Origin of the sequence: Actinoplanes sp. NPDC026670 (assembly GCF_040638175.1) — a bacterium.
Taxonomy (GTDB): Bacteria; Actinomycetota; Actinomycetes; order Mycobacteriales; family Micromonosporaceae; genus Actinoplanes.
Map to the genome: position 1 here is coordinate 1 of NZ_JBEZXU010000132.1, position 11,015 is coordinate 11,015.

11 protein-coding genes are annotated in these 11,015 nt (G+C 72.6%); 4 read left to right on the forward strand and 7 right to left on the reverse strand.

The annotated features are described in order from the left end of the window. Together AB0E94_RS51835 and AB0E94_RS51840 are read left to right on the forward strand one after the other, a co-directional pair. Positions 1-817 (forward strand): BTAD domain-containing putative transcriptional regulator (locus AB0E94_RS51835; protein ID WP_360344061.1); only part of this gene is annotated, 817 nt, incomplete at its 5' end. Positions 818-825: 8 nt separating this feature from the next. Then, on the forward strand, positions 826-1,185 hold the full coding sequence (locus AB0E94_RS51840; protein WP_360344064.1) for a hypothetical protein: 360 nt from the start codon (positions 826-828) through the stop codon (positions 1,183-1,185). On the opposite strand, the gene AB0E94_RS51845 is transcribed toward AB0E94_RS51840, so the two are convergent. From AB0E94_RS51845 to AB0E94_RS51860, 4 genes are read right to left on the reverse strand one after another with little or no spacing between them, the layout of a single operon-like run. Next, positions 1,143-1,886, reverse strand: coding sequence for a hypothetical protein (locus tag AB0E94_RS51845; RefSeq protein ID WP_360344067.1), 744 nt, complete (start codon positions 1,884-1,886; stop codon positions 1,143-1,145). The two genes, AB0E94_RS51840 and AB0E94_RS51845, sit on opposite strands and share 43 nt — an antisense overlap. A gap of 24 nt (positions 1,887-1,910) precedes the next feature. Next, positions 1,911-2,732, reverse strand: coding sequence for an FAD-dependent monooxygenase (locus AB0E94_RS51850; protein ID WP_360344091.1), 822 nt, complete (start codon positions 2,730-2,732; stop codon positions 1,911-1,913). Further along, a complete protein-coding gene (locus AB0E94_RS51855) occupies positions 2,719-3,405 on the reverse strand; it encodes a hypothetical protein (protein WP_360344070.1) in 687 nt (228 codons plus the stop codon). Before AB0E94_RS51855 ends, AB0E94_RS51850 begins: the two co-directional genes overlap by 14 nt. Beyond that, positions 3,332-4,156 carry a methyltransferase domain-containing protein gene (locus AB0E94_RS51860; RefSeq protein WP_360344073.1) on the reverse strand — a complete coding sequence of 275 codons (825 nt, stop codon included), beginning with the start codon at positions 4,154-4,156 and terminating at the stop codon, positions 3,332-3,334. The genes AB0E94_RS51855 and AB0E94_RS51860 overlap by 74 nt, the downstream gene beginning before the upstream one ends. 133 nt (positions 4,157-4,289) lie before the next feature. Between AB0E94_RS51860 and AB0E94_RS51865 the strand changes: the two genes are divergently transcribed. Together AB0E94_RS51865 and AB0E94_RS51870 are read left to right on the forward strand one after the other, a co-directional pair. Beyond that, entirely contained in the window at positions 4,290-5,033 is a 744-nt protein-coding gene (locus AB0E94_RS51865) for a helix-turn-helix domain-containing protein (RefSeq protein WP_360344076.1), read from the forward strand. Beyond that, positions 5,030-5,395, forward strand: coding sequence for a VOC family protein (locus AB0E94_RS51870; protein WP_360344079.1), 366 nt, complete (start codon positions 5,030-5,032; stop codon positions 5,393-5,395). Before AB0E94_RS51865 ends, AB0E94_RS51870 begins: the two co-directional genes overlap by 4 nt. Positions 5,396-5,483: 88 nt before the next feature. Here the strand turns inward: AB0E94_RS51870 and AB0E94_RS51875 are convergent, their stop codons facing one another. The 3 genes from AB0E94_RS51875 to AB0E94_RS51885 form a co-directional block, all read right to left on the reverse strand. Further along, on the reverse strand, positions 5,484-6,038 hold the full coding sequence (locus AB0E94_RS51875) for a helix-turn-helix domain-containing protein (RefSeq protein ID WP_360344082.1): 555 nt from the start codon (positions 6,036-6,038) through the stop codon (positions 5,484-5,486). A 10-nt stretch (positions 6,039-6,048) separates the two neighbouring features. Beyond that, the gene (gene cydC / locus AB0E94_RS51880; protein ID WP_360344085.1) at positions 6,049-9,951 is read right to left on the reverse strand and encodes a thiol reductant ABC exporter subunit CydC; all 3,903 of its coding nucleotides are present in this window, start codon (positions 9,949-9,951) and stop codon (positions 6,049-6,051) included. Positions 9,952-10,538: 587 nt separating this feature from the next. Further along, the coding region (locus tag AB0E94_RS51885; RefSeq protein WP_360344088.1) for a cytochrome d ubiquinol oxidase subunit II at positions 10,539-11,015 on the reverse strand (477 nt) is incomplete at its 5' end.

An 11,015-nucleotide genomic window follows, 5' to 3' on the forward strand; every position in this document is an offset into this window, starting at 1 on the left:
GGTGGCCGAACCCCGTCGGCGGGCGCTGGGCGCCGACCCGGCCTCCGGCACCCGGTCGCTGGCCGGCGACCGGGCCCGGCCGCCGGTCACGGTACGGATGCTGGGCTCGTTCGCGGTGCTGCACGGCGACGACCCGGTGCCGGTCGCCGCCTGGCAGAGCCGTAAGGCCCGCGACCTGCTCAAACTGCTGATCGTGAGGCGGGGCCGCCCGATCACCAGGGATGCGCTCGGCGAGGCGCTGTGGCCCGGCGAGCCCAAGGTGGCCAACCGCCTGTCGATCACCCTGTCGGTGCTGCGCGGCGTCCTCGACCCGGACCGTGGACGCCCGGCCGACCACTACGTGACCGCGGGCGCCGGTGGGCTCGCCTACGACGGGCACACCCTGGCCGTCGACGTGGACGCGTTCCTGCAGCTGGCGTACGCGGGCACGGCCGCCGCCCGGGAGGGCCGCCCCGAGGAGGCGCGGATGCTGTTGTCGGCGGCCGACAGCGCGTACACCGGGGAGGTGCTGGCCGACGAGCCGGACTTCGAGGACGCCGGGCCACTGCGGGCCGAGGTACGGCTGGCCCGCCTGGCGGTGATGCGCGCGCTCGGCGGTGTGCACGTGGCCGCCGGTGATCTGGACAGCGCGGCGTGCGCCTGGTCACGGCTGCTGGCCGACGACCCGTACGACGAGGATGTCGCGTTGCGCCTGGTCACCGAGCTGACTGCGGCCGGCCGGCACGGGGAGGCGGCCCGGCAGCGGCGCCGCTACGAGGGGCGGATGCGGGAGCTCGGCATCCCCACCAACAGCGGACCCAAAGGCCGGTCCCGATGATCGGCGACGTGAGCGGAACAGAATACGAGCCGAGGCCCGACAACCCGGTGGAGGCGCTGATGCGCCACAACATCGAGGTGCACAACTCGCCGCAGGTGCGGTTCCTGCACAACCTGATGGCGGTGCTGATCACCGCGACCGGCGTCTTCATGATCGGGGCGGGACTGTGGTTCCTGATCTCCGGCATGCTGATGATGAGCGGCGTCATGATGATCTTCGCGGGCGGGTTCCTGGCGTTCTGGGGGCCGTACTCGCGTCGTAAGATCCGCGAGGACACCGCCCGGAAGACCGCCGCCGCGCTCTACCAGCTCGAGCAGGTGAAGGCCTACCAGTCCATCCACCCGTCCAGCGACGGTTTCCGCAGGTAGGGCGGCTCGTCGAAGTCGATGGCGGTGAGCCACGGCTCCTCGGCCACCGCCACGTGCCCGAGCGCCGCGGTCAGTTCGCGCACCACGACCGGCATGTGCCCGGCCCCGAACACGATCGCCATCTCGGCGTCCTCGGCACCGAACTCGCCGTCGATCTCCCGGATCGCGCCGAGCAGCAGCCGGTTCCGTTCGGTCAGCCCGTCCGGGCCGAGCTCCTCGCCGGGCATCAGCCCGAAGTCGGTGGTGTCGTCGATGTTCAGGCTGCTCCGGACGATCCAGTCGTCGCGGCCGGAGAGTGCCATCTGCAGCGCCAGGCCCGGCGTCTGCACGATCACGTCGGCCCAGCCGACGTCGGGCATCCGGCGGTCCTCCTCCGGCGGCGGGGCGGTGTGCGCGTCCGGGAAGATGATCGGTACGCCGAGCGCGCCGTAGTCGATGTCCTGGTGCACCAGATCACGGGCGGCGCGCTGCCGGGCCAGGCGCATCGCGGCCACGTAGGCGTAACCGGTCGAGCTGGGCCCGTCGTACTGTTCGGCGATGACGGCCTGGCAGGACCGCAGCCGCTGCCAGATCGCCCAGTAGTAGTCGGGATGACCCAGGTGGATCGTCGGGATGACCACCCATCGCAGGCCGCCCGCCGGACGCTGGAAGACCCGCACCGACGTCCGGTAGCCGGTGTCGCTCCATTCGGCCAGCCGCATGCCGCCCAGCGTAGGGATCCGGCGCTAACCCAGCTCCAGGCCGTCGAGCATCTTCGTGGCGCCGCCGCCGAACGAGGTGAGCCGCCGGCGGGCCGGGGCCGGCAGGCGGGGGAGCAGCCGCATCACCTGCGCGGTCGCCCAGATCTGGGCCGGGCTGCGCGGCACGATCGCGTCGAGCACCTTCGGCCCGACGTCCCGGCTGTGCCGAACCGGGCCGGCGAGCCGTTCCCCGTACCGCTGCAAGGCTTGTGGAATCTCGCCGACGGTGACGTCGCGCAGCTCGTCGGCCAGCACGAATGCGCCGGCGGCGGCCAGGCTGGTGCCGCCGCCGACCGCCGGGCCGGGCCCGTATCCGGCGTCGCCGGCGAGGGTGACCGCGCCGCGGGACCAGCTGTCCATCCGGATCTGCGAGATGTCGTCGAGATAGAAGTCGCGGGCCGCCGCGGCGTGCCCGAGGACCGCGCCGACGCGCGGCCCGAGCCGATCTCCCACCAGGTCCGCGAGCAGGTCCGGGCCGCGATTGTCGAATTCCTCGGCGGTACGTACGAGAAAAAGCGCCCGTGACAGTCCGGAGGTGAGTGTCGGGTAGACAGTGGCGGCCAGCCCGGGAGCGGTGAACGCGGCGACCGTCGGCCCGGTGCCGAGCACGTCGGGCAGCGTGTAGACGGCCAGGTAGGCGCCGAGGAACCGGCGATAGTTGCGCTCCGGTCCGAAGGCGAGCGCCCGCACCCCCGAGTGCAGCCCGTCCGCGCCGACGACCAGGTCGGCCTCGACGGTGGCGCCGCCGGAGAGCTGCGCTGTCGTCCCGTCGAGCCGCTCGACGACCTGTCGGTCAGTCCAGGCGATACCACCAGGTCATCAGCTCGTCGCCCAGGCTGTCCAGGGACTCGTCGTCGGGGCGGAGGTCGTACCAGAGCTTCGCCTCGTGGGCGCCGGTCCGCCGTACGATCGCCCGAAGCTCTTCGACCCCGGGAGTCTCGGCGAGTTCCTCGGCGGACAGTGGGCAGCCGCCGACCAGCGCCTCGTGGCCGAGCGCCCACCAGAGGGCGATCAGCTCCACGTCGCCGGCGCTCTCCGCGGCCTGCGCCACCGCCACCACCACGTCCAGCAGCCGGACCGTGCGCGGCTCGACCCGGTCCGGGCCGGTCATCCGGCGCCACAGGGCGGTGCCCGCCTCGCAGTACAGCCATGGCGGATCGACGTAGCCGTCCTCCAGTTCGCCGGCGAACACCTCCTCGTCCTCGCCGAACTCGCGCAGCGTGGTGAACTCGGAGATCCCCTCGAAGAACTCCCGCCGCTCGGCGTGGTCCGGGTGCTCGCTGACCGGGAACCGCAGGGTGTGCCCGCGCCGCAGCAGGATGTCCAGCACCCGGTGCTGCGTCAGCGAGCAGTCGTAGTCGAACTGGAACGCGTACAGCGCCACGAACCAGTCCCGGATCCGCTCGTCATCGGCCGGGAAGTGCCTGTCGAGGACCTCCACCGCGCCCTGCACCATGTCCTCGATCGCATGCATCGACATGGCCGCCACGGTACGTCGCCTCGATCAGGGTCCGCGTCGAGTGCGCCGTGAACACGCCGTGCTCCCGGAGGTGCGCGTCCATCCGGAGCAGCGGCTCCCGATAGCGGTCCACGCCGAAATCCGGCACCCACCACACGCATTTCCGCAGGATCCAGACGACCGCCCCGACGTCATGGAACTCCATCCGGCACCGGGCGGTCCGCAGGTCCACGACGTCGAGCCCGGCCGCCCGGGCCTGGTCCGCCTCCCGCTCCGGATCGCGGCCGGCCCGCGACTGCGGCCCGAGGAACCATTCGATCAGCTCGAACGCCGACCCCGGCCCGACGTGCTGCGCGAAGTAGGTGCCGCCCGGTTTCAGCACCCGCGCGATCTCGGCGAAGTCCGGCCGCACCGGATGCCGGCTGCTGACCAGCTCGAACGTGTCATCCTCGAACGGCAGCCGGGCGCCCGGCCCGGCCTCGGCGATCTCGGCGCCACGGGGTTCGAGCAGCTGCCGCGCCCGTTCGGCGTTCGGCGGCCAGCCCTCGGTGACCGCCATCCGCGGCGGCAGCACCGGCATCTCCCCGATGATCTCCCCGCCGCCGGTGTCGAGGTCGAGCGCCGATCCGGCCCGTTTCAGGCGTTCGGCGAGCAGCCGCGCATAACCCCAGGGCGGCCGTTCCTCGGTGGCCCGCCCGTCCAGCCATCCGAAGCCCCACCCGCCGACGTCCGCTTTCAAACCTTCATTCAAAAGCTCCGCAAATGTACGCACACCGACTCCCGTCCCGACCCGCCGAAGTCTTCCGCCCCCGCCGCTCCGGACGCACCCGATTTCCCGCCTCCTTCCGTTGATCGTCTTCCGTTGACTCTTGACGGAGTGAGTACTCACTCCGTAGCTTGGAAGTATGACAGAGACACCGGCCCGGCGGAGAGCGCCGGGAATGAGCCCCGAGGCGCGACGGGAGATGATCGTGGCCGCGGCCCTGCCGTTGCTGGTCGAGCAGGGCGCCGCGGTCGGCACCGCGCAGATCGCGAAGGCCGCCGGCATCGGCGAGGCCACGATCTTCCGCGTCTTCACCGACAAGGACGAGTTGCTGGACGCCTGCGTGGCGGCCGCCCTCCGCAACGACCACGTGCTCGCCGAGCTCGACGCCGTCCCGCTCGACCAGCCACTCGCCGCCCGGCTCGGCGAGGCCGCCGCCACCCTCCAGGCCTACCTGCACCGGATGGGCACGGTGATCGCCGCGGTCCACGCCACCGGCCGCCGCGCCGACCGCGCCCGCCCCGCACCCGCCCCACCCGGCGGCCCCGCGTCCGGCCCACCCGGCGGTCCCGCGTCCGGCCCGTCCGGCGGTCCCGCGTCCGGCCCGTCCGGCGGTCCCGCGTCCGGCCCGTCCGGCGGCCCAGCGCCCGGGGCTGATCGGGGCCTGTTCGCGTCCCGGGAGGAGGCCTCCGAGCGCACTCTGCAAGCGGTGGTCCGTCTCCTCGAACCCGACCGGGCCGCCCTGCGCCTGCCGATCGAGCAGCTCGCCGCGGTCTTCCTGAGCATGCTGTTCAGTCGTCGCGGAGCCCCGGCCGCGGACACGCCCATCGAGACGCTCGTCGACATCTTCCTGCACGGAGTGATCACCCCGGGAGGCCCGTCATGACCATCACGCTGAACCACACGATCGTCCCCGCCGTCGACAACGAGACGGCCGCCCGGTTCTTCGCCGGCGTGATGGGCCTGACCTACCGTGGGGCCGAGCGCCACTTCGCCCCGGTCCGGGTCAACGGCGAACTGACCCTCGACTTCATGACGGTCGCCGACCCGTCCGCGGTGCACCTGGCGTTCGACGTCGACCCGTCCACCTTCGACGGCATCCTGTCCCGCCTGCGGTCCGGCGGCATCCCGTACGGCAGCGAGCCGGGCGAGCCGGACAACGGCCGCATCGACCACCCGCTGTGCCCCCGTGGCCTGTACTTCCGGGACGAGGCGGGCAACCTCTACGAGGTGATGTCCCCAGCCTGAGCGGCCGTGAGTGTTTGCGCGTCGGCGTGCGGCTTCAGCCCGGCGGTCGCGGGTCGGCCGGGACGGGCCGCCTGCGTCGCGGTGTGAATCACGGTGCTGCTGATGGCCGTACCATCTCGGTTATCCAAGCGACCGCGACCGGCGCACCCGCCGGACTCGCCGCGTAGAGGCCGTTCACGACGAGCCAGATTCGGTCGGCGAGGAGTTCGTCGCCGCCCGCGCCGAGGACGAGGTGGTCCATCTGGGCGCGGCTGTCGGTCAGGTAGGACTGGGCGACGCGGGCCGGTTCGTCGGTTTCGCCGGGAAATTCGGTCAGGTAGTTGCGGAAGGCACAGCCCCGGTAGCCGGGCCGGCGGACGCTGTCGGCGATCTCGGTGACCAGGGCGATCAGGCGGTCGGCCGGGTCCGCGGACCAGCGCAGGGCTTCGGTGGCAGCGCGCTCGCGTTCGTGGCGGGCAAGGGTGAGATATGCCGCCGCCAGGTCCGCTTTGCTGGGAAAATGCTTGTACAGCAGGTTCTTCCCGCAGCCGGCCGCCTCGACGACCTGGGCCATGCCGACGGCGCGGACGCCGAACTCGTAGAAGAGCCCGGCGGCCGCCGTCAGAATGGTGTCCCGTGTGCCGGGTGCCGGCGTCCGTGCCATGCAACCCACTTTAAAGGACCGATCGGTCCAATCCGACATTCTTCACTTTGAGGCCGTTCGGGTCGAGCTCCAGAACGCGGTCGACGAGGTCGAGCCCCTCGGTACGGTGCGCGAGCACCAGCACGGTCCGGCCCGCCGCCGCATCCAGCAGATCCGCCATCAGATCCCGCGCGCCCGCCTCGTCGATCCCCTCGGTCGGCTCGTCCAGGATCAGCAGCGCCGGATCGGCCAGCAGCGCCCGCGCGGTCGCCAGCCGCCGCCGCTGCCCACCGGAGATCGTGCCGCCACCGGCGCCGAGCCAGGAATCGAGATCCATCCACCCGAGACCGGCCCGCGCCAGGACCGCCCGGAGCTGCTCATCGGTCGCGGCCGGCGAGGCAAGGCGAAGATTCTCTCGTACGGTCGACGCGAACACGTGCCCGGTCTCCTCCCCGACGAGCACCGCGGTGCCGCTGACCCGCACCGTGCCGGCCTGGGGGGTCAGCAGCCCGGCGAGCACGGCCCCGAGGGTCGACTTCCCGCACCCGGACCGCCCCATGATCGCCGTCCGCGACCCGGCCGCCAGTTCCAGCGTCACCCCGTCCAGCACCGGCGCCCGCCCCGGAACCCACCCGGCCACCAGCCCTTCGAGCCGAACCGCCCCACCGGGCCCCGCCGTGTTCTCCGCTGCGCCGGTGCTGTCCTGGCTCACGCCGGCGTCCTCTGCTGCGCCGGTGCCGCGTCGGTTCGCGCCGGTGTCCTCCGCACAAGGAGCTGGACCGTTTTCGATCAGGGCGGCTACGCGACGTCCGGCACCCGCGGCCCGGCGGCGCGCGATCGCCGCCTCGGGAAGTGACACCACGGCCTCACCGAGGACGATCACACCGAGCAGCACCACCGCGCTCCATTCGGCGACGAGCCCGCCGCGCGCGAGGACCACCGCGACCCCGACGGCCGCCGCGCCCCACCCGGCGTGGGCGACGGCCGCGGCGAATCCGGCCTCCCGCGCCGCACGCGCCTCCAGATCGGCGAGGGTTGAACTTCTCTTCTTCGGTACGTCCAGACGACCGCCGCCGCCCCCGAGTTCCTCGACCCCGTCCACGGTTTCGACGACGGCGTCCCGCAGAGCAGCCCGGGCGGCGCCGGTCACCGCTTCCTGCCGATCCGCCAGCCGCCCGGCGACCGCCGGGGCGAGCACCCCCGCGACCAGCAGCCCGACCGCCACCGGAACCGCCGCCTCCCACGCCACGCCGGCCAGCACCACGAGCCCGGCCGCTGCCGTGACCGCCGCCGCGACGACCGGAAGCCGCCCCCGCAACAGCCCGTCGGTGGTCGCGTCCACATCGTCGACCAGCCGGGTGAGCAGATCCCCGCGCCGGTGCAGCCGCGGCCCCGGCACATGCGGGATCAACCGCGCGAACACCGCGGCCCGCCGTTGCCCCAGCCGCCCGAACGCCACCTCGTGCGACACGAGCCGTTCCAGATACCGCAGCAGCGGCCGGGCGACGGCACTGCCCCGCACCAGCACGACCGCCGCCGACAGACTGAGCACCGGCGGCAACGAAGACGCCCGGACGAGCAGCCAGGCAGCCGCCCCGGTGAGCACGATCCCGGCGATCGACGACCCGGCCCCGAGTCCGGCGGCCACCCAGAGCCGCCGCCACCAGCCGGCCGTCACCGCTGTCTCGGGCACCTCGTCACAGCGGTCAGAGCCAGCCGCGTGCTCTCGGCTGGCCGTCTCCGTGGTTTCGGGCGCCCTTTCGCAGTCGTCGGAGCCGGCCGCGTCCTCCCGGCCGGTCGTCTCCGTTGTTTCGGGCGTCCTTTCGCAGTGGTCAGGGCCAGTCGCGTTTTCTCGGCTGGATGGCACCGAGGGCTGCGTCGTCTCGAGGTCAGGGCAGGCGAGGGCCTTCTCCGGGGTGGGGTGGGCTGACCGGGACGAGAGTTCCCGAGGGCCCGGGTGGCCGGCGGCCGGCGTTGCTCGGGAGAGGACTGTTCCGGCCGGCGGGTGCAGGGTGACGATGCGGTCGGCCGCGGCGAGCAGGGCTGGGCGGTGGGCTACCACCAGGACTGCGCAACCCTGGGCCACCAGATCGTGCAGACGGCTGATGACCAGCTGTTCGGCGGTGCTGTCCAGGTGGGCGGTCGGTTCGTCGAGGAGCAGGGTGACCACCGGGCCGGCGCCCCGGGCGCGGTCGGCGGTGACGGCATGGGCAGCCCGGTGCAGCAGGACGGCCAGGGCCAGGCGCTGGCGCTGGCCGGCGGAGATGCCGGCCGCCTGCTCGCCGAGCGCGGTCTCGTCGGTGAGTTCGCCGGTCAACCCGGTGACCAGCAGGGCGTTGCGCACCTCGGCCGGGGAGGTGCCCGGCGGGAACGCTTCGGCCACCGTTCGAGCGTGTGGCAGGGCCGGGCGTTGTGGCAGGTGGAACATGCGGCCGACGGCGACCGCGCCGGATTCCGCCGGGTGCAGTCCGGCCAGGACCCGCAGGGCCGTGGTCTTCCCGGCGCCGGAGACTCCGCGCAACGCGACCAGTTCACCGGCCCGGACGGTCAGCTCCGGCAGGTCGAGCGCGTCCTCGAAGGCGCCGGGGTACCGGGCTCGGACACCGGCCGCCCGCACTCCCCATCGGCCGGACGCGGCGCGCCCGAAGAGCGGTGTGGCCACGGTGCTCCGCGGTGATCGCCCGGCCACGCCCGGTTCGCGTGGACTGGAGTGACCGAACGCGGACGACGACACGATGACGTCCCAGGGGCCTGAGGTGGTGAGGATCTCGTCCACGTCGGCTATCACGGCGGTGGCGTCGGTGGAGGCGTGGTACCGGGCGGCCATCTCGCGGAGCGGACGGTAGGCCTCCGGGGCCAGGAGGATGACCAGCAGGGCGGGGCCGAGTTCCATCGAGCCGGCCGCCACCCGGAGTCCGGCCTGGACCGCGATCAGTCCTACCGCGAGGGTGCCGACCAGGTCGAGGGCGGTCGACGACAGGAACGCGACCCGCAGCACCCGCATGGTGGCCGCCCGATGCCGGTCGGTCAGGTCGGCGATGACGTCGATCTGGCGGTGCGCCCGGCCGTACATCCGGAGCGTGGGAAGGCCTCGCACGACGTCGAGGAAGTGGCCCGCCAAGCGGGAGTCCGCGGCCCAGCGTTGTTCGGCGCGGGCCTTCGTCGCCCAGCCGATCAGGGCGCCGAGCAGGGGGAGCAACGGGATCGTGAGCAGGGCGACGATCGCCGAGGCCGGGTCGACCACCGCCATGATCACGACGACCAGCGGGGGGAGCAGCACACCGAGGACGAGCGCCGGGAGGTAGCCGGAGAACCACGGGCGCAGCGCTTCCAGGCCGGTGCCGAGCACCGTGGTGAGCCGGCCGGGACCGTAGGCGGCCACCCATGCCGGGCCCCGCCGCACCACCCGGTCCAGCAGGGACTGCCGGAGTTCGTCGGTGACGCGGGCGGCGGTTCGCTGGGCGGTCACCTGTTCCGCCCAGGCGAGCGCGGCCCGTCCGGCGAACCCGGCCGCCAGCAGCCCGATCGCCAAGCCGGTCGACGTGGTCAGGAAACCGTCCAGCGACGTGGTCAGGAAACCGTCCAGCGACGTGGTCAGGAAACCGTCCAGCGACGTGGTCAGGAAACCGTCCAGAGACGTGGGCAGGAGACCGTCCGGTGACGTGTGCAGGAGACCGTCCAGAGGGGTGCCGGCCAGCGCGCCGGTTCCGCCGGCCATCGTAGTGACGATCGCGCAGAGTGCCGTCGCGATCATGATGGTGGCCAGGGCTTGACCGAATCCGATCAGGCTGAGCAGGGCGATCCCGCCGCGGCTGGCCCGCGCGTGGCGCAGCAGCCGCGGATCAACCGGCCCTCGGCCGCCCCGTTGCCGGACCCCAGGGGGCTCGGAGACGTTGCGCGGAATGTCACCGTTCGGAGTCTTCTGCGCAGCCACCTCACTTCGAGAAGGACAGCCCTCAGACGGATGACGTCTCCTCGGCCGCAACGCCCCCACCCGCAACGGTTCGGTCGGCAACGGTTCGGCCGGCAATGGTTCGATCGGCAACGGTTCCGTCGCCAACGGTTCGGTTGGCAACGGTTTGGTCGCCGACGGTTCTGTCGCCAACGGTTCGGTTGGCAGCGGTTCGGTTGGCAACGTTTTGGTTGCCGATGGCTCGGTCGCCAACGGTTTGGTCGCCGACGGTTCGGTTGGCAATGGTTCGGTCGCCAACGGCTCGTCGCCGACGGCTCGTTGCCCGTGGATCTTGCACGACTTTTCAGGCCCGCGCCGATCTTGCAGCCGTTTCCATACCCCAACGGGAAGAAAGATGCAAGATCTCCCCGGCGCAGTGGATCTTGCACGATAAACCACGCTCAGACGTGAAAAAACGTGCAAGATCGCGGCCAGCGTGGAGAAGCGTGCAAGATCTACAAAGCTGGACGCGGGCGAATCCTCCGCGAACGGGACATTCCCGGCATCGCAGGCGCGTAAGAGCGCGGCGGGTGGGTGATCGGCGGCGCCGGGAGGGATGGGCACGGTGGTCATGAGGCGACCCGTTCGCTGGCGACCCGGCGGCGGAAGACCCAGTAGGACCAGGCCTGGTAGACCAGCACCCCCGGCAGGATCAGCACTCCGGCGATCGTGATCAGGCGCAGCGCCTCCGGCCCGGCCGCCGCGCCGGTGCGGGTCAGCGACCAGGCCGGGTCGAGGGTGCTGCGCAGGACCACGTCGCCGTGCGCGGTGAACACCGCTGCCACCGCCGCGGCCACCGACAGGGCGACGGCGGCGAACGACAACCCTTCGCGGGTACGCCGCGCCAGCAGCCCGGCCACGAAGACGACAGCCGCGGCGGCCAGGGTGAGGCGGCTGCCCGTACCGATGCCGATGAGGAGAAGGGTGACCGCCCCGGCCGTGCCGGTGTGGCGGGCCACGTCGCGGGCCCGGCGGCGGACCGGGCCGGTGGTGCGCAGGGCGAGGAACGTGGCGCCGAGCAGGACCGCGCCGAGGAGCGCGGCCAG